Genomic DNA, 24180 nt, shown 5'->3' with positions numbered 1-24180 from the left:
CGCGGCCGTGCGCTTAGTATCTTAATTCCAGAAATTGAGATACTAGGAGGCGAGATGGAGCGGCTGCCGGCCCTGGCTCTGGCCGAACGCGCACGAGCACGATCCGCCGTACCCCTGCCCGGGGTGCCGGCCCTGCCGATGCCCGGGCACGTGCTCGACGCGGTCCGGGAGGTCGCCGGGCGGGTGCTGCCGCGCCAGTCGCGGGGCTGGCCCGAGCTGCGGCGGATCCTCGCCGCCCACCTGGGTGACCGGTTCGGGCTGGTCGTCGATCCGGACCGCGAAGTGCTGGTGACGCACGGCGCCCAGCAGGGGATGAGCGTGGTCCTGCGGGCTCTGCTCGCACCCGGTGACGAGGTCGTGGTGCCGGCCCCGACGTACTTCTTCGACGGCGTGGTGCGGATGGCGGGCGCGCGGCCGGTCTACGTGCCGAGCCGGCCGGACCACTCGTGGGCCACGGACCTGGCCGCCCTGCGCGCGGCCGTGACTCCCGCGACGCGCGCGATCCTGCTCTGCAATCCCGTCAACCCGACGGGCCACACCCCGGCGCGGGACGAGCTGTCGGCGATCCTCGCGCTCGCGGCCGAGCGCGGACTGCTCGTGGTGTCGGACGAGTCCTACGCCCGCTACGTCCACAGTGGACCCGGCTACACGCCCCAGCAGTGCCTGCGCGAGGAGTGGCCGGACCTGGTGACGGTGACCAGCCTGAGCAAGAACTACGCGTTCACCCCGTGGCGGATCGGCTACGTCCACGCGCCGGCACATCTGCTCGAGCGGGTGCACCGCGCGTTCGAATGGGACGCGATCAACGTCGGCGACGCGCCCCAGGCGGCAGCCTGCGCCGTGCTCACCGGCCCGCAGGACTGGCTGGACGTCGTCTTCTCGACGTTCCGCCGTCGCCGTGACCTGCTCTGCGACGCGATCGAGGCCGCGGGTCTGTCCGTCGTGCGCCCGTCCGCCGGGATCTTCGTGTTCCCCGACTTCTCGGTGCTCGGCCTGCGTGGCCGCGACCTCGAGGAGGCCCTGCTGCGCCACGGCGTGCCGGGGATCGCGGGTGACGCGTTCCAGGGGCCCGCCGCGCACGCCCGCCTGCTCTACGGCGGTACCGAAGCCGACCTGGCGGAGGCCGGGCAGCAGCTGGCCGCGCTGGTGCGTGACGAAAGGCGTTAGGGCACCGCGATTTCCGCGTGGGTGATCGAACGGCTCGCGGCGAGCGCGCCGACGATCTCGCGCCGCGCGGACGCGGTCCGGCGCTGCATCGCCGCCCGGGCCGCGTCCGCGTCACGCGCCGCGATGGCCTCGACGATGGCCTGCCGTTCGCGGATCCGCGCCGGCGGCATCGCCGGGTCCAGCCGGATGCCCAGCCGGAAGATCCGCTCGATCTCGTCGAGCACGCCGACGGTCGCCGCGGCCAGGCGGTTGTTTCCGCTGCCGTTCGCGATGATGGACTCGAACTCGTAGTTGGCCCTGAACCGCTCTTCGAAGTGCGGACCGTCGAGCTGGTCCTCGTCGGTGTCGACGGCGAGCTCGGCCAGCCGGGCACCGTCTGCTTCGGACAGTCCGTGTTCCGCGCACAGCGCGGCCGCTTGTGACTGCAGCAGGGCGCGCATGTCGCACAGGTCGGTCGCGTCGCCGAGCGTGACGGCCGAAACCACGTAACCGGCGCGCGGCAGCGGGCGCACCAATCCGTCGCGGTGCAGTCTGGCGAGCGCCTCGCGCACCGGGGTTTTGCTCAGCCCGAACGCGGTCGCGACCTCCAGCTCGGTGAAGCTCGCGCCCGGTGGGCGGTCCAGCTCGATGATCTCCCGCTTCAGCCGCCGGTAGGCGTTCTCCATGAGGCTGCTCGCGGGCGGGTGCTCCCGGATCAGGTCGGGCTCGTAGCGCAACAGTGCTCCCTCGGTCCGGCGCGGTTCCTGAAACGGTACACCTGCGCGTGGCGCCTGGCGTACATCATGGCAACGAAAAATATCTCAGCTAGAGATTGCTAATATCTTAACGGCTCCCTACTGTGCATCCAGACGCCGGACACCGTGAAGGAGACCCCAGTGCTTCCCAGTTCCGAACCTCGTCCCGGGTGGCGCGTCGGCGCCGACATCGGGGGCACGTTCACCGACGTGATCGCACTCGGCCCCGCGGGGGAGGTCGTGCCGATGAAGGTGCTGTCCACTCCGCCCGAGTACGGCACGGGCGTCGTCACCGCCACCACCGGCGTGCTGGCGACAGCCGGCGCCGAACCCCGAGAAGTGGCCGCGATGCTGCACGGCACGACGGTGGCGACGAACGCGATCCTGGAGATGAACGGCGCGCGCACCGCCGTGGTGACCACCGCGGGTTTCCGCGACGTGCTGGAGCTGGGCCGGTTGCGCCGCCCCGTGCTGTACGACCTGTCGTGGGTCAAGCCGGAGCCGCTGGCCCGCCGCCGGCACCGCTACGAGCTGGCGCAGCGGATCACCGCGGACGGGCAGCTCGCCCCGGCCGCGGACGAGGCCGAGGTGCGCGGGCTGGCCGCGCGGCTTCAGGCCGAGCGCATCGAGGCCGTCGCGGTGTGCCTGCTGAACTCCTACCTGGTTCCGGACGAAGAGCGTCGCGTCGCCGACCTGTTGCGCGCACAGCTGCCGGGCGTCTACGTGACCGCGTCGGTGGACATCTCCCCGCAACCGCAGGAGTTCGAACGCACGAGCACCGCGACCGTCAACGCCTACGTCGGCCCGACCGTCCACGGCTACCTCACCCGGCTCGAAACCGAGCTGCGCGACAGCGGGGTGCACGCGCCGCTGCTGGTGATGCAGTCCAGCGGCGGACTGCTGGACGCCGCGGCGGTGACGCAGCGTCCCGTGCAGATCATCGAGTCCGGCCCGGCCGCCGGGGTCACCGCGGTCCGGCAGCTCGCCCGGCTGCTGGGCCTGCCGGCCGTGGTCGCCTTCGACATGGGCGGGACGACCGCGAAGGCGTCGCTGATCGAGCACGGCGAGCCGTTCGTGTCGGCCGACTACGAAGTCGGCGGGGGCATGAACGTCGCGCGTGGCCTGGGTTCCGGTGCCGGTTACCCCGTGCGCACCCCGTCGATCGACATCGCCGAGGTCGGGTCAGGCGGCGGCAGCATCATCGACGTCGACCCGGCCGGAGCGTTGCACGTGGGCCCGGCCAGCGCCGGCTCCCGGCCGGGTCCCGCGTCCTACGGACAGGGCGGTGAGCTGCCCACCCTGACCGACGCCAACGTGACCCTGGGCTACCTCAGCCCCGAAGCGCTCGCGGGCGGCCGCGTCGCGATCCACCCCGACCTGGCCGGCAAAGCGCTGGCCCCGGTGGCCGAACGCCTCGGCCGCACCGTCGCCGACACCGCGCGCGGCGCGTACGAAGTCGCGGTCTCGAGCATGACGACGGCCGTCAAAGCGGTCACGAGTGAACGGGGGCGTGATCCGCGCGAGGCCACCCTGGTCGCCTTCGGCGGCGCGGGGCCCCTCTACGCCGCTGAGCTCGCTCGTGAGCTCGGGATCTCGACCGTGCTGGTGCCCGCCCACCCGGGGTTGTTCAGCAGCCTCGGCTTGCTCGTCGCCGACACCGAACTGCACGAAGTCGCGCCCTACCGCGAAGAACTCGCCGGACTCACCGCGCTGGCGCGGGAGTTCGAGCGGCTCGCCGCGAAGGTGACGGCGGAACTCGGTGCGGACGCGGTCATCGAGCGGCTGCTCGACCTGCATTACCGCGGCCAGCGGTTCGAGCTGCGAGTCCGCCTGGACGACGGCGCTCTCACCGAGGACCTGCTCGCCGCGGCCCGCGCGCGTTTCCACGCCGAGCACGAACGCACCTACGGGCGCGCCGCCGGTGACGACCTCGTCGAGCTGGTGAACCTCCGGGTCCGGGGGATCCTTCCGAGCCGCGTAGCCCTCGAAGACGTGCTGCGGCTTCCCGCCGATTCGGGCCGGGCGCCGGGCACCCGCGAATGCCGGTTCGCCGAAACCGTGGCGACGCCGGTGATCCGGCGGCTCGACCTGGGACCCGAACCGGTCGCCGGGCCGCTGGTCGTCGAGGACATGGACGCCACCACGCTCGTGCCGCCCGGCGCCCACGCGCACCGCGATCGGTTCCACAACATCGTCATCACCTGGAGTGCGAAATGATCCGCGACGCCGTGACCTTCGAGGTCTTCCGCAACGCCGTGACCGGGGTCGCCGACGAAATGGCGATCACGATCGTGCGCACCGCCCACTCCCAGATCGTCGCCTCCAGCATGGATTTCTCCGCCGCGTTGTGCGACGCCGGCGGGCGCGTGATCGCCCAGGCGAACACCTGCCCCGTGCACCTCGGGTCCATTCCGGACGCGATGGACGCGGTCCTCGCGGAGTTCGGTGCTTCGATCCGGCCCGGGGACGTCTACCTGCTCAACGACCCGTCACGCGGCGGCATGCACCTGCCCGACATCTTCGCCGTCGCCCCCGTGTTCGCGGACGCGGACCTGCTGGGGTTCGCCGTCACCGTGGTCAACCACGCGGACGTCGGCGGCTGGGTGGCCGGGTCGATGGCCGTGCAGTCCACGAGCATCTTCGCCGAAGGCGTGCAGATCCCGCCGTCGCGGCTCGTCGACGCGGGCAAGCTGAACGAGACCTTCCTCACCGTGGTCCTCCGCAACGTCCGCGAGCCGGAGCTGCTGCGCGGCGACCTCGAAGCTCAGCTCGCCGCCTGTCACGCCGGCGCGGAGGGCCTGCGCGCCCTCGCCGTCCGGCACGGCGCGGGCGGGCTCACCGGGCTGGTGGAGGAGCTTCTCGACTACTCGGAGGCCTTGCTGCGCACCGCGCTCGCCGAAGCGGTGCCCGGCAGCTACGAGTTCACCGACCACATCGACGACGACGGCCTCGGCTCGGGCCCGATTCCCTTCCGCGTCAAGGTGACGCTGTCGGACGCCGGGATCGAGCTGGACTTCACCGGGTCGTCCGCACAAGTCGCGTCCGCGCTCAACGCCACAGCGTCCTTCACCCGTTCCGCGTCCTACGCGGCCGTCCAAGGCGCGCTCGCCCGCGACATCCCCGCCAACAGCGGCTTCTACCGGCCCTTCACCTTCGTCATCCCCGAGGCTTCGATCCTCGACGGCCGGCGCCCGGCCGCCCGGGGTGCGCGCGGCCTGGTGGCGTACCGCATCATCGACGCCGTCCTCGGCGCGCTGGCACCGGTGTTCCCCGACCGCGTCCCCGCTGCCGGCGACGGTGGCCCCGACTCGATGGCGATCGGTGTCACCGGCGCCGACGGCCACACGGTCGTGCTGTGGGACATCCTGTGCGGCGCGTGGGGTGCGCGGCCCGACCGCGACGGCGTCGACGGCATCAGTCCCCTGGGCGCCAACCTCGCCAACACACCGGTCGAAGAGCTGGAGCGGTCCGGGCACGTCCGGATCGACGGGTACGGCTACCTGCCCGACACCGGTGGCGCCGGCCGGTTCCGCGGTGGGCTCGCCACCTTCCGCGACCTGACGGTCCTCGCGCCCGAGGCGAGCGTGCAGATCCGCTCGGACCGGCGGGAGTTCCTCCCCTACGGCCTGGCCGGGGGAGCGCAGGGCACCCCGTCGCTGAACGTCCTCGATCCCGGCGGCCCCGGTGAGCGGGTGCTGAGCTCCAAACCCCACCTCGTCATGACGGCCGGCACCCGGCACCGCCACGTGACCGCCGGAGGCGGCGGCCACGGCGACCCGTTCACGCGCGACCCGCAGCGGGTCCTCGACGACGTCCTCGAGGGCAAGGTGACCCACGAGGGAGCCACTCGGGACTACGGCGTCGCGATCGCCGCCGACGGCACCGTCGACCACACCGCCACGAGCGCCTTGCGCGAGCCGGTCCGCTGACGAACCCTCTTCCTGGTCCAGAAAGGACAACGCGATGACCACTCCTGCGCGCACCACGCCCGCCACCGTGTCCGGGCGCACCTGGCGCAAGATCGGCGTGCGGATCATCCCCCTGATCGGTGTCGCCTACGTCATGAGCTACATCGACCGCGCCAACCTCGGGTACCTCGCGGCGCCGATGTCACGCGACCTGCACCTCGACAGCGGTCAGGTCGGCCTCGCCGCGGGCCTGTTCTTCATCGGCTACATCATCGTCGAGGTGCCGAGCAACCTCGCCCTGCGGCGCTTCGGCGCCCGGAAGTGGATCACCCGGATCATGCTCACCTGGGGCCTGGTCACCGGTGCGACGGCCTTCGTGAACTCCGCCGCGACGCTCTACCTCGCGCGGCTGCTGCTCGGCTTCGCCGAGGCGGGCCTGGCCGCCGGGATCCTGCTGTACCTCACGTACTGGTTCCCGAAGCGGCAGCGCTCCTGGGCGCTCACCGCGTTTTTCCTCATGATCCCCGTGTCCTCGATCGTCGGCTCGCCCCTGGCCGCCGCGCTGCTCGCGTGGGGTCAGGACCTCTTCGGGATCGCCGGCTGGCGGTCGCTGTTCCTCGTGGAGGGCGCGCTGACGATCGTCATCGGGATCCTGATCTTCTCGTTCCTGCCCGACCGGCCGTCGCGCGCCCGCTGGCTGGACGACGAGGAGAAGGCCGCGCTGGAGCGCACGATGGCCGCGGAGGTCGAAGAGCAGCGCGGCCACGGTGCGCTGACCGGCTTGCGCCAGGCGTTGACCAGTGTCCGCGTCTGGGCGCTCGCTCTCGTCTTCTTCGCCATCGTCTTCGGCCTGTACCCGCTCGCGTTCTTCCTGCCCACCATGATCACGGCGATCACCCACAGCGTCGGTGGTGCGGCGGACATCGGCAGCGTGCTGCTGTCGGGGATCCCGTACCTCGTGGCCGCCGTCGCGATGCTGGCCTGGGTGCGCTCCGCCGGCCGCCGGTCCGCGGTCGTGGCCACCGCGGTTCCCCTGGCCGTCGGCGCGGCGGGGCTGCTGCTGGCCACGTTCGCCGGCAACGGGTTGCTGTTCATCGTGGCGGTCTGCCTGTCGGTGGCCGGGATCTACACGGCGATGCCGCAGTTCTGGCGGATCCCCGCAATCGGCCTGACCGGCACGGCGGCGGCTTCGGGCATCGCGCTGATCAACTCCGTCAGCAACCTCAGCGGGTTCGTCGGCCCGTACTTCACCGGCGCCGTCAAAACCGCCACCGGCAGCTTCACCTACGCCCTGCTGGCGATCGCGGTGATCATGGTCGCCGGACTCGCCGTCCTGGTGACCGCGGGTCGCCGGGTGGAGCGGCTCGGAGGAAGCTGACGGGATGACAAGCGCACTCATCGTGGGCGATCTCCAGCGCGGCATCACCGACCAGTACGCCTTCGCTCGGAACGTCGCGGTTCCGGTGGCCGGACTGCTGCCCCGCGCCCGCGCCGCGGGGACGCTGGTCGTGTTCGTCCACACGGCCTTCCGCGTCAACCGTGCCGACCTGCCGCCGGGCGACACGCCGTTCGCGTACTTCTACGACGCCGGGGACAGCTTCCACGAGGGCGCACCGGGCACCGAGCTGGCTCTGCCGGTGCACGAAGCCGACGTGGTGGTGCTGAAGCGCCGGACCAGTGCCTTCGCCGGCACCGACCTGGATCTGGTGCTCCGCGCGCGGGGGGTGGCCGAGATCGCCGTCGCGGGCGTCGCCACCAGCGCGATGGTCGCGGCGACCTGCTACGACGCTGCCGACCGCGGCTACCGGGTCACCACGCTCTCCGACGGCTGCGCCGACGCGGACCCCGAGGTGCACGACTTCTTGCTGCACAAGGTCTTCCCGAGCCGCGGCTTCGCCACGGTGTCCTGCGCCGAGTGGCGGTAGTCCCGCCTTGCGGTCAGGTCGCCGGGCGTGGGGCCGGCTCCGCGGACGTCGGTGTAATCCGGGCCGTCCGCCGTCGCGGTCCAGCCGAACGCCCGCTTGAAAGACTGCCCCGGGCCACTGACGATTCCCGCTCGGTTTGGCGTCCAGGCTGGACAGTGTTGTCCGCCGGCAGGACGCGTCGTCGGCCAGTTCCACGTGCGGCCGGATCCTAGGACTGCGGCACCATCGCGGTCGGCCGGTTCTCGGACGCCGGCTGAGGCGAAGCGGATCTGAGGGCCAGGTTCGCCGTGTCACGCGGCACGATCCGCTCGGTCCTGGTACGACTGGCGCAGGAGGGATACGTCAACCGGGGCGTCCGCGCGCGGAGCTTCACGTGGGAGGAGGCCGCCGACATCCTGGAAGCCCGTGAAACCCTGGAAGCGGCGCCGGCGGCCAAAGCCGCGGAGCGGGCGACCGAGTGCGAGCTCACTGAGCTTCGCCGGACCCTGGAGGAGATGGCAGCCACGCCGGCACACACCCATGACACGCTGCGGTGCCCGCTGGTGATGCGCCGGTACCGCACCATCTCGGCGCACCACCCCCGAGCGGGTTCCCTCGCCGAGCACCGGGCGATCCTGCCGGCCCTCCTCACCCGCAACCCGGAGGCGGCCGCGGCCGCGATGCGCCGCCACGGGGGTTCCGCGCGGCGCGCGTCGCTCCTGGAGCGAACCCGGAGGACGGAGGGGACGCCGGTACCCGGGCGTCCCTGAGCGCGAAGGAGCCAGTGCGGAAGTGGACGGTGCGGAACTCGCTCGCGGCGCGGTCGTCGTCGCCTTCGACGGCAGCCCGGCGGCCGAGCCCGCGGTCTCGTGGGCCGCGGCCGCCGCCGCGAGCCGGGGTGCGGACCTCGTGGTCGTGACCACGACCTGGTGGCCGGCCGCGCTCGACCCGGCCGCCGGGATGGTCCGCCTGGTGCCGGAGAGCTGCGCCGACGAGGTGGTCGCGCGGGCGACCGCCGGCCTGCCCCCGCTCGACGTGTTCGGCCACTTCGCCGACGGCGCCGGCGAACTGCTCGTCTGCGCCGCCGAACTCGACGCCGCACTGATCGTGGTCGCCGCCGGCCCGGGCGTTCCGGTGCGCGGCCTCGTGCGCGGCGCGGGCCGGCCGCTGGCCTTCGCCGGCGAGCCGGAGCCTGGCGCGCCCGTGGTCTTCGAGCTCGACTCCCGGCACCTCCGTCCCGCCGACCTGGCGCTCGCCTTCGGGTTCGCCCGCTCGGCCGGAGTGGGCCTGCACGTGCTGCAGACCACCACCGCCTGGTGGCGGCTCACCACAGCCCGGCCCCCGGCAGCCGACCTCGCCGCCTTCGCCGTCGCGGAACTGGGCGACTGGCTGGTGTCCTATCCGGACGTCCCGGTGACCTACGAACTCACCACGGCGCCCCGCGCCCGCACCCTCACCCGCCGCGCCCACACGGCACCGCTACTGCTCGTGGGCGCCCGGGGACGGCCTCGCCGGTGACGGTGGGCCCGGTGCGGACTTCCCGCACGGGCCCCACTCGGCAGAACTGCCGGCAGGCCAGATGGCCCGCACTGGCCTGGCGCCCGCTTCGCCGCCTGGTACACCGTGGCACCGGTCGACGGAGAAGCGGGCGTCCACGTCGGACGGACGCGCAGCCGGGAGGTCGTTGCTCCGTCGTGCCCGCATCGGTCCTTGATGGAGAGGATGAGATGAATGGATGCGCGACGTGCACATGACGAGCCCGGTGTCTCCCGCGACGAACGGGCGCCCATGCGGCGGCGGGTCGTGGCCGCGAGCATCGTCGGCAGCGCCCTGGAGTGGTACGACTACGCGCTCTACGGGCTCGCGTCGGCGTTGGTGCTGAACAAGTTGTTCTTCCCGGACCTCGGTTCGGAGGTCGGCACCATCGCGTCGGTCGCGACGTTCGCGGTGGGGTTCGTGGCGCGGCCGCTCGGTGGGGTGGTGCTCGGCAACCTCGGGGACCGCCACGGCCGCAAAGCCGTGATGATCACGACGCTGGTGCTGATGGGCATCGCGACGACGCTGATCGGCGCGCTGCCGACGTACGGCAGCATCGGCATCTGGGCGCCGATCCTGCTCGTGTTCCTGCGGCTGTGCCAGGGTTTCGGCGCGGGCGCCGAGTTCGGTGGCGCGGTGGTGATGAGCGCCGAGTACGCGCCGCGCGGCAAACGCGGCCTGTTCGCGTCCACGGCACAGGTCGGCGCCGAGATCGGGATGCTGCTCTCGACGGCCGCGTTCGCCGTGGTCGGCACCCTGCCGCAGGACTCGCTCCTGTCGTGGGGCTGGCGGATCCCGTTCCTCGTCGGGATCGTGCCGGTCGCCGTCGGCCTGTTCCTGCGGTTGCGGGTGCAGGACACGCCGGAATACCAGCGGGTCAAGGGAAGCGGCGAACAGCCGCGCGTGCCGATGGCCGAACTCCTGCGCACAGCGCCGAAACAGGTCCTGCTGGCCGCCGGCGCGCGGCTGATGGACCCGCCGCTCGGCTACCTCTACACGGTGTTCGTCACCGTCTACGCGGTCAAGCAGGTCGGCGTCAGCCAGCAGACGGTGCTGACCGGCCTGCTCATCGCTTCGGCGCTCGGGATCGGCTCGGTGGCGCTGTTCGGCCACCTCACGGACCGGTGGGGCACGCGGCGCATCTACCTGGCCGCCGCCGCGTTCGCCGTGCTGCTGGCCTTCCCGTTCTACTGGCTCATCGACACCGGGCAGCCCGTGGTCATCTGGCTCGCGCTCATCCTCGGCACGTCCGTCGGCAAGGAGCTCAACAACGCCGGCCAGGCGGCCTACCTGACCGAGATGTTCGAGCCGCGGATCCGCGTGAGCGGGGTGTCGCTGGCGCGCGAGTCGGTGTCGGCGGTCGGTGGCCTGATCCCCGTGCTGGGGCTGAGCCTCGTGAACTGGGCCGGCGGTTCGTACTGGCCCGTGGCCGTGCTGATGGTCGTGCTCGGCGCGATCAGCTTCGTCTGCATCTCCCTGTCCAGGCCCGCGGTGGCGGGTGCGAACGACCCGGACCCGGCCGCCGCGCCGGAATACGCGAAAGACGGTGCCACCCGATGAAGATCACCAAGGTCGAGCCGATCCTGGTCGACCGCTACCTCTTCGTCCAGGTCCACACGGACGAAGGCCTCGTCGGGCTCGGCGAGTCGGGCGCGTGGGGCTTCCACGAGTCGGCCGCCGCGGCCGTGACGAAGTTCGGTGAGTACCTCGTCGGCGAGGACCCCCTGCGGATCGAGCACCACTGGCAGTACCTCTACCGCGCCTTCCACTTCCGCGGCGCCGACATCATGGGCGCGCTCAGCGCGATCGACATCGCGTTGTGGGACCTGGCCGGCCAGTACCGCGACGCTGCCGTCCACGCCCTGCTCGGCGGCGCCGTGCGCGAACGCGCCCGTGTGTACCAGCACGTGGTCGGCACGACGCGCCAGGAGCTCGTCGACGGGGTGAAGGCGGCCAAGGAACAGGGCTTCACGGCGGTCGGGCATCTGACGCCGTTCCTCGACGAAGACCGCTCCCTGCCGTACTTCTCGACCCACGCGGCGAAGATCGGGCGCGCGATCGAGGCCGTCGGGGCGTACCGCGACGCGGTCGGCGACGACGTCGACCTGTGCATCGAGATCCACCGGCGGCTGACCCCGGCCGAGGCGGTGCAGCTCGGTGTCGGGATCGCCGAATTCCGCCCGCAGTTCCTCGAAGATCCCGTCACTCCGGACAACTTCGACGAGATGGAGTACGTCGCGAGCCGCGTCGACGTGCCCATCGCGACGGGGGAGCGGCTCACCTCGATCTGGGAGTTCGCGATGCTGCTGCGCCGCTCGGCGGTGCAGTTCGTGCGGCCGAACGTGGGCATGGTCGGCGGCATCACCGGCGCGAAGAAGATCGCCGCGCTCGCCGAGGCGCAGCACGTCGGGGTCGTGCCGCACAACCCGCTCAGCCCGGTGCTCACGGCCGCGTCGCTGCAGATCGCCGCGGCGATCCCGAACTTCGCGCTGCTGGAGTACCCGGGCCGCACGTGGCATTCGCTGCTGGCCGACCGCCCGGACGGCGCGGAGATCGTGACCGGCCAGCCCGAGTACGACGGCCACGGGTTCCTCCTGGTCGACGCGAGTCCCGGCATCGGCGTGAAGCTGCGGGCGGACGTGACCGAGCGCGTGCCGTACGTGCCGCGGCCGGTCAAGGCGCGCCTCAGCGTCGACGGGTCCGTGATCGACCAGTAGGTACCGTGCCGGGAGGAGGAGCGCATGCCACCGTCGGAAGGGCGGATCGAACCGGCCCGGCTCGCGCGGCTGCTCGGCGACTGGCCGAGCAACGACCGCGGCCTGGCCCGCGCGCTCGCGCTCGGGATCAGCCAGCTGATCACCGACAGCCACCTCGCCGACGGGGCGCTCCTGCCTTCCCAGCGCACGCTCGCCGAAGCGCTCGGCGTTTCGCGCAGCACGGTCACCGAGGCCTACGAGGCACTGGCGGCCGCCGACGTCGTGGAGTCCTTCCAGCGCTCCGGGTGCCGGGTGCGCCGGAAGGGCTTCGCGGACCCCGGCGCGACCGTGCTCGGCCCGGATTCCCTGGCGTCCTACGACATCGCGAGCGGCGCGCTGCCGGGCCTGCCGGTCGTGGCCGAGGCGATCGCGGGCATCGATCTCGGCCGCCTGATGGGCCACGTCGCGGCCGGCGGCTTCTTCCCGGCCGGGCTGCCGGAGCTGCGCGACGCGATCGCGCAGTACTACGCGGAGCTGGGCATCCCCACGACCCGCGAGAACGTCGTCGTCACCGGCGGCGCGCAGCAGGCCACGTGGCTCATCGCGCAGCTGCTGATCGGGCCGGTCGACGAGGTCGTGGTCGAGGATCCGACGAGCCGCCGGACGCTCGACGTGCTGCGCCGCGCCGGGACCCGGCTGCTGCCGGTTCCGTTCGCCGACGGGGAGTTGCGGCTCGACCTGGTCGAACAGCTCGTCACGCGCCGGCGGCCGCGGCTGGTCTACTGCCAGCCGGTCGTGCACGACCCCACGGGCCTGACGATGGATCCGCCGGCGCTGCGCGCGTTCGCCCGGATCCTCCAGGCGCACCACACCTTCTGCGTCGAGGACGCCTCCTCGGCCGAGCTGCTCTTCGACGGCGCCCGCAGCCCCGGGCTCGGCGCGTTGCTGCCACTCGACCAGCTGGTCACGGTCAGCACGCTGTCGAAGCTGACGTGGGGCGGCCTGCGTGTCGGGTGGATCCGCGGCAGCGCGCCGGTCGTCGAGCGGCTGACCGAGCTGAAACGCTCGATCGACCTCACCTCGTCGGTGCTCGACCAGCTCGTCGCCGTCGACCTGTTGCGGCGCCTGCCCGAGCTGCGGGCCGCACGGACCGCGGAGCTGCGCCGCGGGTACGAGATCGCGCGGCGGGTCCTCGAACGCTTCCGGGCGGGCTGGCGGTGGACGGAACCCTCGGGCGGCACGGGCCTGTGGGTCGACACCGGCGCCGACGCGGCCGCCCTCGGCAGTGCGCTGAGAGCCGGGGGAGTCCGGGCGCTGAGCGGGGTCGAGCACTTCTCCCCGTTCGGCGGTCTGGCCACGCACCTGAGCCTGCCGCTCTGGTACCCCGAGGAGAAGCTCGAGACGGCGCTGCGGGGGCACTAGCTGTTCCCCTTGCGCGGCAACGGATCCGGGTGCTTCGCGTGCGGTCCTCTGTGGCCGGTCCGGCTGCACCGATTCACCTGGATCCACCTGCGCACACCTCTTGGCTTCAGCCCCGGCGACAGCTATTCTTCATCTACGTGAAGAGACTTCATGGATGTGAAGGAGCCTGATGCAGTTATCCGGACTGTGGCCCGCGCTGCTGACGCCGGTCACCGCGACCGGCGCGGTCGACCACGACAACCTCGCCGCGCTGACCACCGACCTGATCTCCCGGGGCGTCGACGGGCTCGTCCCGCTCGGCTCGACGGGCGAGTTCACCGAGTTCGGCCCCGCCGAACGGGCCGCGATCCTGGAGACCGTGGTGACCGCGGCGGACGGCCGGGTGCCGGTGCTCGCCGGCGTCAGCGGGCTCTCGACCCGGGAGACCTGCGAGCTCGCGGCCCAGGCCACGGGCGCGGGCGTCGACGGCGTGCTCGTGCTCCCGCCGCTCTACTGGAAGGTTCCGGAAGACCGGCTCGCCGGCCACTTCCGCCAGGTCCTGGCCGCGACCGACCGGCCCGTTGTCCTCTACGACTTCCCGGCGCTCACCGCCCAGCCGCTGCCAACGTCGCTCCTGCAGCGGCTCGCCGCCGAGGAACCGCAGGTCGTGGGCGCGAAGCTCACGGTCCGCGACATCACGGCCATCACCGCCGCGCTCGCCGCTACCCGGCCGCACCGGCCCGGCTTCGCCGTGGTGACCGGCTTCGAGGACCTCATCCCCGCGGCGATGTGGGCGGGCGCGGACGGCGCCATCAGCGGGCTCGCCAACCTGCAGCCGGACCTGCTCGTCGCCCTCGTCGCCGCGGTGCGCGCGGGCAGCCCCGACGTGGCTGCGCTGTACGAGCGGGTCATGGCGATCTTCGACGTCTACGGCCTCAGCGAGCCGGCGATCCCCGGGCTCAAGGCCGCCGCGGCCGCGCTGGGCCGCATCGCGTCGCCGCGCAGCCGGCTCGACGGCGGCAGCGGACTGGCCGAGGCCGCGACGCGGTGGGCCGAATCGCACCACGGCGCCGAGGCGGTGGTCGCGTGATCGACGCCCGCATCTCCTCCGTGCGCCTGATCGAGCTCCACGGGACGCTCGACAACGACCCGTCGGCCGCGCCGGCGCCGCAGTCCCTTCCGATCAGCGTCTACGACGACTACCACGCCACGCTCACCGGACGGCCCAACGCGCTCGGCACCGCGCGGAAAACCTCGCTGTACCTGGAAATCGGGACCACGGCCGGTGTGACCGGCCGCTACGGCCCGCTCGGTCCGGAGGTGCTCGGCGCCCTGCGCGAGGGCGGTATCGCCCGCACGCTGCTCGGCCTCGACCCGATGGCGACGACGTACCTCTGGGATCTGCTGCAGCGAGCCAACCGCCACTCCCGCCACGGGGCCCGCAAAATCGCCATCAGCGCGGTGGACAACACGTTGTGGGACCTGCGCGGCCGCCTCCTCGGCGCGCCGGTGTGGCAGCTGCTCGGCGGGGCCGGGCGCACGCGGATTCCCGCGTACGCCAGCACTTTGGGCACCGCGCACGGCGGAGCCGAGGTGGAGAGCGTCGCGGCGCAGCTGCTCGACGAGGGTTTCACCGCGCAGAAGTGGTTCTTCGCCGACGGTCCCGGCCAGGACGTCGACGGGATGGACCGCAACGTGGGCCTCGTGGAACGCACGCGCGACGTCGTCGGCACCCGCTCGGCGTTGATGTTCGACGCGTTCATGAGCTGGGACCTGGCCTACGCCCGGTCGTGGTGCCGGCGCGTCGAGCACCTGCGGCCCGACTGGCTCGAGGAGCCGTTCCCGCCCGGCGCCGTGCCGTCGTACGCACAGCTGCGCTCGTCGACGACGATCCCGCTCGCGAGCGGCGAGCACCTCTACGACCGGCTGGACCTGCTGCCGTTCCTGCAGCAAGGGCTGATCAGCGTGGTGCAAACCGACCCCGAGTGGTGCGGGGGCGTCACGGACCTCGTGCGCATGTGCGCGCTCGCGGAACCGTACGGCGTCCCGGTGATCCCGCACGGCCACGGGCTGCACGCCGCGCTGCACGTGGTGGCCAGCCAATCGCCCGAGGTCTGCCCGCGCGTCGAATACCTGTTCCGGTCGATGCCCAACCGCTACCACTTCGAACTCTCGCCGCCGCGTCCGGTCGGCGGGACGTTCGCGCTGCCGACCGCGGACGGGTTCGGCATCGAGCTGGCCGAAAGCCGGATCGAGAAAACCGTCGACGTGATCGGCGAGAGCTAGCGCGTCACTCGCGTTTGTCGTTGAGCGCTGTGAGGTTGCCCAGGAATTCGGGTGATCGCGCACCCCGGGGCGTCGCCGTCCCGGCCAGGACCGCCTTGGCTTCGAGGAGCAGGCCGGCGAGTTCTTCGACCCGGCCCTCCTCGAGCCGGGCCACGGGAACAGCGAAGGAAAGGGCGTCCAGATGAGCCGTGCCCGCAACGGTGACGGCGACGCAGCCGAGACCGGTGTCGCTCTCTTCGCGCTCGGCCGCGTACCCGCGCTCCCGCGACCGCGCGAGGTCCGCGAACAGCGCTTCGCGCTCGACGATCGTGTGGGGAGTCAACGAAACCAGCGGCCAGGTCAGCGTTTTCACGGCGAAGTCCCCGGGCTGTTCGGCGAGGATCGCCTTGCCCAGCGACGCCGCGTGCGCGGGGATCCGCTGCCCGATCGAGGAGTGCACCCGCACGGCGAACTTCGACTCGCGCTTGGCGAGGTAGACGACGTCGGAGCCCTCCAACCGGCCGTAGTGGACGGTTTCGCCCGTCTCGTCGCTGAGCCAGTCCATCACCGCCCGCGCCGCGACGACGGCTTCGTCCTCCCGCGCGTACGCCGACCCGATCAGCAGCGCCCGCACACCGATGCTGTAGCGCGAACCCGTCTCGTCGGTTTCCACCCAGCCGCGGTTCTGCATGGTCCGCAGCAGGCCGTGCAGGCTGCTCAAGGGAATCCCGAGTTCTTCGCTGAGCATGGTCAGCGTGGGCCGGTCGCGGCGGCTCCCGAGCGACTCCAGCACCAGCAGGACCCGGTCGGCCGACTTCACCGGCGTGGGCGTGCGGCCGCTCTCGGCCGGCGGCGTCGGATCGGTGGACACGACCGGATTCTATCCGCCGGATAGCCCCTGCCCCATCCGGCGCGCCCGACGCGCGCTTCGCCGAAGCGCACGAGCAGTCCCCCCACCCCGCACGAGCAGGAAGGAGCGCACCGTGGCGTTCACCTCCCGGCCCCCGACCGGTCTCACCGAGGACCAGCGGATGCACCGCACCGTCACCCGCAAGATCGCCTGGCGGATCGTGCCGCTGCTGGGCATCGCCTACTTCATGGCGAACCTGGAACGCGCGAACCTCGGCATCGCGTCGCTGAGCATGAACGAGTCGCTCGGCCTCACCGCGGCGACCTACGGCCTCGCCGCGGGCCTGTACTTCGTGGGCTACTTCGTGTTCGAGGTGCCGAGCAACATGGCGCTCACGCGCTTCGGCGCGCGCAAGTGGCTCGCCCGCATCGCGATCACCTGGGGTCTCGTCGCCACGGCGACCTGTTTCGTCCAGGGCCCGGTGAGCCTCAACCTCATGCGCATCCTGCTGGGGATCGCCGAAGCCGGCCTCTTTCCCGGCGTCGTCTTCTACTTCACGCTGTGGTTCCTGCCGCGGGACCGGGCGAAGATGCTGGCGTTCTTCGTCATCGGCTCGTCGCTGTCGGGCATGATCGGCCCGCCGCTGTCCGGTGCGATCATGTCGGCCTGGCCCCACGCCCTGTTCGGGCTCGAAGACTGGCGCGCCCTGTTCATCGCGGAGGGCCTGCCGTCCATTGTGGTCGGTTTGGTGATCTGGAAGGTGCTCGTCGACCGGCCGGACAAGGCGCGCTGGCTCACGGCCGAGCAGAAGACGTGGCTCACCACCGAACTGGCCAAGCACGAAGCGCCCGCGCGCCACGGCAGCCCGCTGCGCAGCCTTGCGAACCCGAAGATCCTGATCCTCTCGTTCTCCTACTTCGCGAAGAACTGCGGCGGTTACGTGCTGGTGTTCTTCATGCCGCAGATCATCAAGAGCATCAACGGCGACCACCTCTCGACCCTCGTGGTGTCGTTGCTCTCGGCCATCCCCGCCGCGGTGACGCTCGTCGTGTCGCTGCTGTGGGCCGCGCACTCCGACCGCCGCCAGGAACGGCGGTGGCACGCGGCGATCCCGATGTTCGTCGCCACCGCCGGGGTGGTGCTCGCGGCCGCCACGAGCGACCCGCTCCTCACGATGGTCGGGTTGATCCTGGCGACGGCCGGGGTGGGGTCGGTGGGCTCGTCGTTCTTCCAGCTGCCCTCGTCGTTCCTCACCGGCCCGATGGTCGCCGTCGGCATCGCGGCCATCAACGCCACGGGCAACCTCGGCGGCTTCGTCGGTCCCTACGCGTTCGGTGTCCTGGAGAAGTCCACCGGCTCGTTCTTCGCCGGCAACGCGTTGCTCGCCGCGCTGCTGGCCGCCGGCGGCCTGGTGATCCTGCTGCCGATGTTCCGGTCCCGCACCCCGGACGCGCTCGGCTCCGGCGCCGTCCGAACCGAAGTGGCGGGGCGGCGCGCTTCCGGGACCTGAGCCGAACCCCTACCGTCGGCGTGCGGCCGGGTGTCGATCGGCGCCCGGCTCGCGCGTCGTACAGGTAGGCGGGCCCGAACCGGGCTCCGAGCGAGGGATGTGCGAGATGGCGAAGTACCTGCTCCTCATCTACGGGAACGAGCAGATCTGGGACAGGCTGTCCGAGCAGGAGCGGAAGGACCTCGACGCGGGGCACGCGGCGTTCGCCGCGGCCGCCGGTGACGCGATCCTCGCCGGCGGTGCGCTGCTGCCGACGGCGATGGCGACGAGCCTGCGCGGCGGCCCGACACCGACCGACGGGCCGTTCCTGGAGACCAAGGAAGCGCTCGGCGGGTACTACCTGCTGGAGGCGCCCGATCTGGACGCGGCGCTCGCGTTGGCCGAACGGTTGCCCGAGGTCTCGGCGGCGCACGGCGGGGTCGAGATCCGGCCGATGCGCGAGGCGAGCTGACCCGCGCCGTGACCGAGAACATCGACGTCGGCGAGGCGGTCGCGCAGGCGCACCGCCGCGAGTGGGCCGGTGTGCTCGCCGCGGCGGTGCGCGTGGTGCGCGATTTCGACCTGGCCGAGGAGTGCGCGCAGGACGCGTATGCCCAGGCGCTGCGGAGCTGGGCCGCGCACGGTGTGCCGGCCCGGCCCGGTGCCTGGCTGACCACCGTCGCGCGCAACCGCGCGAAGGACCTCCTGCGGCGGGAGTCGGTGGTCCGCGCGGCGTTGCCGTTGCTCGTCACGGACGCCGTCGTGGCCGGGCCCGCGGACGCGGCGGAGCCTTCGGCGGTCGACGACGACCGGCTGCGGCTCATCTTCACCTGCTGCCACCCGGCGTTGTCCCGCGATGCCCAGGTGGCGCTCACCTTGCGGCTGGTGTGCGGCCTGTCCACCGTCGAAGTGGCGCGGCTGTTCCTGGTGCCCGACACGACGATGGCGGCGCGGATCACACGGGCCAAGAAGAAGATCAAGGGCGCCCGGATCCCGTACCGGGTGCCCGCGCGCGGCGACCTGCCCGAACGCGTCGGCGCGGTCCTCGAAGTCGTGCACCTGGTGTTCACCACCGGCCACGCCGCGCCGGTCGGCGAGCAGCTCGTGCGCGCCGACCTCGTCGACGGTGCCCTGCACCTCGCCCGCACCCTGCACCGGCTGCTGCCGGACAGCGGCGACGTCAGCGGCTTGCTGGCGCTGCTGCTGCTCACCGACGCCCGCCGGGACAGCCGGCTCTCCGCCGGCGGGCAGCTGGTCCTGCTCGCCGAGCAGGACCGCTCGCGCTGGGACGCCCAGCAGATCGAGGAGGGCACCGCGCTGCTGACCGAGGCGTTGCGCCGCGCGGGCCCGACGAGGTACTCCGTCCAGGCGGCGATCGCGGCGGTGCACGCCGAAGCACCGACGTGGGACGACACCGACTGGACGGAGGTCGTCGGCCTCTACGACGTGCTGCGCCGGCTGTGGCCGTCCTCGGTCGTCGAGCTGAACCGCGCGGTCGCGATCGGCTTCCGGGACGGCTCGGAGGCCGGGCTCGCCGCGCTGTCACCCCTGCTGGCCGAACCGGCGCTGGGCACCTACGGGTACCTGAGCGCGGCCCGCGCCGACTTCTTGCGCCGGCTCGGCCGCTGGTCGGAAGCGGCCACGGCGTACGAAGAGGCCCTGGCGATGACCGGCAACGAGGTCGAGCGCGCGTTCCTCGCCGGGCGGCTCGAGGAGGTGACCACCCAGCCGGACGACTGAGCTTCAGAACTCCGTCAGGAACGGGCTGTCGAGCACCGGGCGTTCGCCGTGGAGGAACGCGGTCCAGACGCGGCGCAGGTCGGTGACGTCGGCGGTGCCGGCGGGGGCGCCGACGAGCATGGCGGCGTTCGGGAAGCGGTCGTGGGTGCCGAAGAGGAACGGGATGTCGAGGCAGTGGCACGCGCCGTACGGGTTGCCGGGAGCGGACCAGTCGAAGCGGAACAGCGTGGCGTCGGGGCCGAACTGCTTGGCCAGCCGCGGGAGTTCGCCGCTGAAGACGGCGGTGGTGCCCTGCTCGACGTCTTCCTCGGGGGCGCCCGGGTTGTAGACGCGGACTTCGTCGCGGGTCCAGCTGATCAGGGCGCGGCCCGGGCGCGCGGCGGCGATCAGATCGTTCGGGACGAGGTCGCCGTCGGCGACGAGCTGGAACGGGTTGGCCAGCGCCGCCTGGCACTCGAGCAGCTTGTCCGCCGGCATCGTGGCGAGGTCGGGCGAGTCGAGGACGTCGAGGTACTGGCCCGCCCAGCCGGCGGCTTCGGCCGGGGTTTGCGGAGCGAGGCCGACGGGGGCGCTCTGCAGCGCGACCTGGTGCACGAGGCCGCGCGCCCGCGGTGCGGACCAGAGCGCGAGCGTCGTTTGCGCGCCGGCCGACTGGCCGCCGAGCGTGACCCGCGCGGGGTCGCCGCCGAACGCGGCGACGTTGTCGCGCACCCACTCCAGCGCGGCGAGCTGGTCGGCGACGCGGAAGTTCGCCGGGGCGACCCCGTCGAGGGCCAGGAACCCGAGCGCGCCCAGCCGGTAGTTGGCCGTGACGACGACGGCGTCGGCCTCCTTCGCGAGCCGGGTGCCGTCGTACCAGGGCATGCCGCCGGAGCCGGAGGTGAAGCCGCCGCCGTGGAACCACACGAGCACCGGCCGCGCCCCGGCGGTCGACGGCGTGAACACGTTGAGCGACAAGCAATCCCGTGCCCCAGTCGTTCTGGGGGGGCGAGCAGGATCGCGGTGGTGGGCTGCGGTGCGTCCGGCAGCGGGGCGTGGAAGGTCAGGCGCTGCACGACGATCGCCATCAGTACCACGAAGAAGAAAGCCCCGACGGCGAACAGGCCCACGCCAGTCCCGGGAAACCGGGCACGTGCGCGACGTCGGCACCGATCAGCCCGGGGCGACCGTCGGCAGCAGGTAACCGGCGTGCACGTGCTCGCCCGTCGCCGGCCTGGCTTGATTCACCTCGCGCGGGTACGCCGCCGATCCCGTGGGCCAGTCGGTGGCCGATCTCACCGTGCTCGTGGTCCTCGTGCGGGTGATGATGCTGCCGCAGTACCGGAAACTGCGGTTCTCCGTGGGGTTCTGGTCGTTCATCTTCCCGCCGGCTGCCATCGCTTCACTGGCCGAACGGTGGCTGGGTCTCCTCGAACCGGCCGGGTGGCGGACCGCCACCGGCATCCTCGCGGGCGCGTTCACGGTCTTCCTCGCGGCGGTCGCCGCCTTCTCCCTGCGTCCCCAGATCCGCCGCCTGGGCGGCTGACCGGTTTTCACCGAAAGGAACAACCACGGAACTCGACCGCGAAGTCGTCTTCGAGCGGGCATGAGCCGACGCGCGAACGACCACAGTGGACCTCCCGCCGTTCCGGTCAACGATGTCCCTGCGCGAGGACCTGAGGCGCGAACTCGTCCGCCGCTGACCCCGTCGCGGCCGGGCCGGTGTCATCGCCGGCTCGGCCGCATCACCCGTTCGGTGGCGTTCGCTCCTGCATTGTCGTGGCAAACTCGTTCGAGCGCCAACAGCGGGGGACAACGTTGACGAAAATGGGGGATCATCGAGCGGCTACTTCTGCCCTTCGGCGGCATCTCCGCGTCGCCCTTGACATCTGATCATCTATGGGTATTTCGGCCACCGGTAAACCTGTGGCGGTGTTCTTTTCGCTGTGCTATCGCGCGACGATTTTCCGGGTAATGAGCTCGATGGGGAGGAGTTTCGTGATGGGGAAGCTTGCTCGCATTGGAATCGGCTTGGGAATCGCGGTAACGCTGGCGATGGGGGCGACCGGAGTCGCATCGGCCGCTCCGTCGGCGTTTGTCGCGAAGGCGGTCCACAGTGGCGGTGCCGGTGCGACGGCCGCGACCGCCACGGGGACGCTGGCTTGGTCGTCCTCATTGAAGACCGTCACCTTGGCCAACGTCAAACTTTTCGTCAAAGGCGGGGAGTGCGCCCATGTGCTGATTGCCGGGTACCAGGGTTCCACCGTCGTGACAGATCCGTTCCGGTTTCCGTCGAGTGGCTGCCTCCGCCCGGCGGCTGACCACACTTATCCGATCGGAACGGTCAGCCAGACCGCCGGGGTCGCGGGCGGAATCCAGGACCTGGAGGTTTTCGCCATCGACGATGATCACGACGTCACCGGATTCGCTGATTGCTACCAGGCCGAATCCACCTGTCGGACCGGGTTGTTCTGAGCCGGCCCGGCCGCGACGGTGCTCCGTCAGCCAGGTCGTTTCGCGAGGGCGAGAGCCAGGTCCGGGGTGAACTCGCCGGCGCGGCTCGCCGGGGCGGTGCCGCACGGGCCGTCCGAGAGGCCGGGGGTGGTCAGCCACAGCTGGTGGGGCTGGGTGAGGTCGAAGGGGAGCTCGAGGGAGAGGCCGACGCGTGCGCCGGCGGGGTTGCACGCGCCGGAGACGGCGGCGCCGTTGCGGCTGCTGTCGATCACGGTCAGGCAGCCGTCGCGGCCGGTGCGGGTGTGCAGGGCGCGCTGGATCGCTTGCGCGGTGGCGGTGGCCGTGTTGTCGGGGGCGTAGCCGCCGACGTTGAGGGCCACGCCGTCGACGTCGGGGCCGCCCGCCGCGGCCAGGTTCGCTGCCGCGGCCGGAGACGGGGCAGCGCCGACGTCGAGCAGAACCCTGGCGTGGGAGGCCCGGGCGAGGGCGGGCACGGAGTCGGCGACGACGTGCGGCGCGGCCGGGCAGTCCGGGCCCGTGTGCACGACGACCAGGGCCCGGGCGCCCCCGATCGCGTTCGCGAGCTCGCCGAACCACCGCGCGTACCCGGACGCGCAGGCACCGCCGCGGCCGGCGTCGGCGAGCAGGACCGGGAGTTCGTTCGCCGAAGCCGCTGCGGAGACGATCGCGCGGGCCCGGGCCGCCACGTCCGCGGCGGGCGAGGCGATCAGGACGGCGGCGGGTTTCCCGGCGATCGCGCGGCGGATGGCGTCGGCCGCGGGGCCGGGAGGGGCCGTGCGCAGCCACTCCGCCGCGGGGTTGTCCGGATCGACGTAGAGGCCGGCGGTGCCGTCGAACAGCGCCGGCGCTTCGCCGCGCGCCGGTGGGTCGATCGCGCTCGCTTGCGGTCCGCACGCCGTTTAGCGCCGTCACCAGCGCGACGGCCGCGACCACGCCGGGAACCGGCGCGCTCCGCGTCATGTGGCGGGCAGCCAGCGTCCGGCCAAGGCGGCGACCCACTCGGCGGCGAGCGCCGGGTCCTCGGGCGGGCCGTCGACGATCACCAGTTCGTCCAGGCCGAGTTCGGCGAGTTTCGGGACGTCGCCGGGCCGCGGGTCGCGCAGGGCGACGGCGACGCGCAGCTGCGCGAAGTCGCGGCCGATCTCCCGGCACTGCGCGCGCAGGAAGCCGACGCGGTCGGTGACGTGGCCGACGTCGTCGAGGTTGAAGCCGTACCAGCCGTCGCCGTGGGCGGCCGCGCGGCGCAGGGCCGAGTCGCTGTTGCCGCCGAACACGATCGGGATCGCGGCGGCCCGGGTGGGTTTCGGGTTGACGCGCACGGAGTCGAAGCGGACGAACTCGCCGTCGAACGACGCGACGTCGTCGCGCCACACCGTGCGCATCGCGGCGACGTACTCTTCGGTCCGCGAGGCACGCCGCTCGAACGGCACGCCGAGCGCGTCGAACTCCTCGCGCGACCAGCCCACGCCGACGCCGAGGGTGAGCCGGCCGCCGGAGAGCAGGTCGAGGCTCGCCGCCTGCTTGGCGACGACGATCGGGTTGTGTTCCGGCAGCAGCAGAACGCCCGTGGCGAGGCCGATCGTCGACGTGGCCGCGGCGATGAAGCTGAGGCCCACCACCGGGTCGAGCCAGTCGGCCGCCGCCGGCACGGCGATCCGCCCGTCGGCGGAGTACGGGTAGCGCGACGAGCCGTCGTCGACCATCACGACGTGTTCGCCCGACCACAGCGTGGCGAAACCGCCCGATTCCGCCGCGGTGGCCACGGCGTCGATGACGGGCCGGCGCGCACCCGCGCCGATCCCCAGAGCGTGCAGACCGACCTGCATCGCACCAGCATGGCACAAATCGGGCTGTCAACGGCACGACGATCTGCCTGGTGCCGAGGCGGCGGTTACCGGCCATCGAGCCGGTGCGGAAACCCGGTGAAGCCTCAACCGCCTGGTCTTGAGGGTCCACTGTGGAGTCACGCGCCGGGTGGTGAAGGCTCCGGCGCCTTGCCCCTGGCGAACGACCCGCCGTCCGCCACCCCGGCCGGG

The 24180-nt window shown here is 72.2% G+C and carries 22 protein-coding genes; 17 read left to right on the top strand and 5 right to left on the bottom strand.

Going from position 1 to position 24180, the window contains the following annotated elements:
* The first annotated feature begins 54 nt into the window (after positions 1 to 54).
* The gene (locus tag ACIA77_RS23870) at positions 55 to 1167 is read left to right on the top strand and encodes a pyridoxal phosphate-dependent aminotransferase (RefSeq protein ID WP_395888158.1); all 1113 of its coding nucleotides are present in this window, start codon (positions 55 to 57) and stop codon (positions 1165 to 1167) included.
* Here the strand turns inward: ACIA77_RS23870 and ACIA77_RS23865 are convergent.
* Positions 1164 to 1883, bottom strand: a complete 720-nt coding sequence (locus ACIA77_RS23865; RefSeq protein ID WP_395888157.1) for a GntR family transcriptional regulator — start codon at positions 1881 to 1883, stop codon at positions 1164 to 1166. The genes ACIA77_RS23870 and ACIA77_RS23865 overlap by 4 nt on opposite strands.
* Positions 1884 to 2042: 159 nt before the next feature.
* Between ACIA77_RS23865 and ACIA77_RS23860 the strand changes: the two genes are divergently transcribed.
* The 11 genes from ACIA77_RS23860 to ACIA77_RS23810 all read left to right on the top strand — a co-directional run bounded on the left by ACIA77_RS23860 (position 2043) and on the right by ACIA77_RS23810 (position 15632).
* Positions 2043 to 4118, top strand: a complete 2076-nt coding sequence (locus tag ACIA77_RS23860) for a hydantoinase/oxoprolinase family protein (protein ID WP_395888156.1) — start codon at positions 2043 to 2045, stop codon at positions 4116 to 4118.
* A complete protein-coding gene (locus ACIA77_RS23855; RefSeq protein ID WP_395888155.1) occupies positions 4115 to 5830 on the top strand; it encodes a hydantoinase B/oxoprolinase family protein in 1716 nt (571 codons plus the stop codon). The genes ACIA77_RS23860 and ACIA77_RS23855 overlap by 4 nt, the downstream gene beginning before the upstream one ends.
* Before the next feature lie 34 nt (positions 5831 to 5864).
* Positions 5865 to 7187 carry an MFS transporter gene (locus ACIA77_RS23850; RefSeq protein ID WP_395888154.1) on the top strand — a complete coding sequence of 441 codons (1323 nt, stop codon included), beginning with the start codon at positions 5865 to 5867 and terminating at the stop codon, positions 7185 to 7187.
* A gap of 4 nt (positions 7188 to 7191) precedes the next feature.
* Positions 7192 to 7734: a cysteine hydrolase family protein gene (locus ACIA77_RS23845; protein WP_395888153.1), complete on the top strand. Its 543-nt coding sequence runs from the start codon at positions 7192 to 7194 to the stop codon at positions 7732 to 7734.
* A gap of 287 nt (positions 7735 to 8021) precedes the next feature.
* Positions 8022 to 8483, top strand: a complete 462-nt coding sequence (locus ACIA77_RS23840) for an FCD domain-containing protein (protein ID WP_395888152.1) — start codon at positions 8022 to 8024, stop codon at positions 8481 to 8483.
* Between the two features lie 22 nt (positions 8484 to 8505).
* Entirely contained in the window at positions 8506 to 9231 is a 726-nt protein-coding gene (locus ACIA77_RS23835) for a universal stress protein (RefSeq protein WP_395888151.1), read from the top strand.
* 213 nt (positions 9232 to 9444) lie between these two features.
* Positions 9445 to 10809, top strand: coding sequence for an MFS transporter (locus ACIA77_RS23830; protein WP_395888150.1), 1365 nt, complete (start codon positions 9445 to 9447; stop codon positions 10807 to 10809).
* Positions 10806 to 11966 carry a mandelate racemase/muconate lactonizing enzyme family protein gene (locus ACIA77_RS23825; protein ID WP_395888149.1) on the top strand — a complete coding sequence of 387 codons (1161 nt, stop codon included), beginning with the start codon at positions 10806 to 10808 and terminating at the stop codon, positions 11964 to 11966. Before ACIA77_RS23830 ends, ACIA77_RS23825 begins: the two co-directional genes overlap by 4 nt.
* 24 nt (positions 11967 to 11990) lie before the next feature.
* A complete protein-coding gene (locus ACIA77_RS23820) occupies positions 11991 to 13367 on the top strand; it encodes a PLP-dependent aminotransferase family protein (RefSeq protein WP_395888148.1) in 1377 nt (458 codons plus the stop codon).
* Between the two features lie 169 nt (positions 13368 to 13536).
* Entirely contained in the window at positions 13537 to 14436 is a 900-nt protein-coding gene (locus tag ACIA77_RS23815) for a dihydrodipicolinate synthase family protein (protein ID WP_395888147.1), read from the top strand.
* Complete coding sequence (locus tag ACIA77_RS23810; protein ID WP_395888146.1) at positions 14433 to 15632, top strand: enolase C-terminal domain-like protein; 1200 nt, start codon at positions 14433 to 14435, stop codon at positions 15630 to 15632. The genes ACIA77_RS23815 and ACIA77_RS23810 overlap by 4 nt, the downstream gene beginning before the upstream one ends.
* Before the next feature lie 4 nt (positions 15633 to 15636).
* Here ACIA77_RS23810 and ACIA77_RS23805 read toward each other — a convergent pair whose 3' ends face one another.
* The gene (locus ACIA77_RS23805) at positions 15637 to 16482 is read right to left on the bottom strand and encodes an IclR family transcriptional regulator (RefSeq protein ID WP_395888145.1); all 846 of its coding nucleotides are present in this window, start codon (positions 16480 to 16482) and stop codon (positions 15637 to 15639) included.
* A 112-nt stretch (positions 16483 to 16594) separates the two neighbouring features.
* Here ACIA77_RS23805 and ACIA77_RS23800 point away from each other — a divergent pair, with 112 nt between their 5' ends.
* The 3 genes from ACIA77_RS23800 to ACIA77_RS23790 all read left to right on the top strand — a co-directional run bounded on the left by ACIA77_RS23800 (position 16595) and on the right by ACIA77_RS23790 (position 19690).
* A complete protein-coding gene (locus ACIA77_RS23800) occupies positions 16595 to 17971 on the top strand; it encodes an MFS transporter (RefSeq protein ID WP_395888144.1) in 1377 nt (458 codons plus the stop codon).
* Between the two features lie 106 nt (positions 17972 to 18077).
* The gene (locus ACIA77_RS23795) at positions 18078 to 18422 is read left to right on the top strand and encodes a YciI family protein (protein WP_395888143.1); all 345 of its coding nucleotides are present in this window, start codon (positions 18078 to 18080) and stop codon (positions 18420 to 18422) included.
* 8 nt (positions 18423 to 18430) lie between these two features.
* A complete protein-coding gene (locus ACIA77_RS23790; protein ID WP_395888142.1) occupies positions 18431 to 19690 on the top strand; it encodes an RNA polymerase sigma factor in 1260 nt (419 codons plus the stop codon).
* A 3-nt stretch (positions 19691 to 19693) separates the two neighbouring features.
* Here the strand turns inward: ACIA77_RS23790 and ACIA77_RS23785 are convergent, their stop codons facing one another.
* The gene (locus tag ACIA77_RS23785; protein ID WP_395888141.1) at positions 19694 to 20839 is read right to left on the bottom strand and encodes a carboxylesterase family protein; all 1146 of its coding nucleotides are present in this window, start codon (positions 20837 to 20839) and stop codon (positions 19694 to 19696) included.
* Positions 20840 to 20954: 115 nt separating this feature from the next.
* On the opposite strand from ACIA77_RS23785, the gene ACIA77_RS23780 reads away from it, so the two are divergent.
* Complete coding sequence (locus tag ACIA77_RS23780; RefSeq protein WP_395888140.1) at positions 20955 to 21215, top strand: hypothetical protein; 261 nt, start codon at positions 20955 to 20957, stop codon at positions 21213 to 21215.
* A gap of 386 nt (positions 21216 to 21601) precedes the next feature.
* The gene (locus ACIA77_RS23775) at positions 21602 to 22144 is read left to right on the top strand and encodes a hypothetical protein (protein WP_395888139.1); all 543 of its coding nucleotides are present in this window, start codon (positions 21602 to 21604) and stop codon (positions 22142 to 22144) included.
* A gap of 26 nt (positions 22145 to 22170) precedes the next feature.
* On the opposite strand, the gene ACIA77_RS23770 is transcribed toward ACIA77_RS23775, so the two are convergent.
* Together ACIA77_RS23770 and ACIA77_RS23765 are read right to left on the bottom strand one after the other, a co-directional pair.
* On the bottom strand, positions 22171 to 22830 hold the full coding sequence (locus ACIA77_RS23770) for a glycoside hydrolase family 6 protein (protein ID WP_395888138.1): 660 nt from the start codon (positions 22828 to 22830) through the stop codon (positions 22171 to 22173).
* A 270-nt stretch (positions 22831 to 23100) separates the two neighbouring features.
* On the bottom strand, positions 23101 to 23970 hold the full coding sequence (locus tag ACIA77_RS23765; RefSeq protein WP_395888137.1) for an LLM class F420-dependent oxidoreductase: 870 nt from the start codon (positions 23968 to 23970) through the stop codon (positions 23101 to 23103).
* Between the last annotated feature and the right edge of the window lie 210 nt (positions 23971 to 24180).

The organism is Amycolatopsis sp. NPDC051903 (assembly GCF_044452505.1).
Taxonomy (GTDB): Bacteria; Actinomycetota; Actinomycetes; order Mycobacteriales; family Pseudonocardiaceae; genus Amycolatopsis.
The sequence above is the reverse complement of the archived record's forward strand: the minus strand, read 5'-3'. Positions and strand labels throughout refer to the sequence as shown.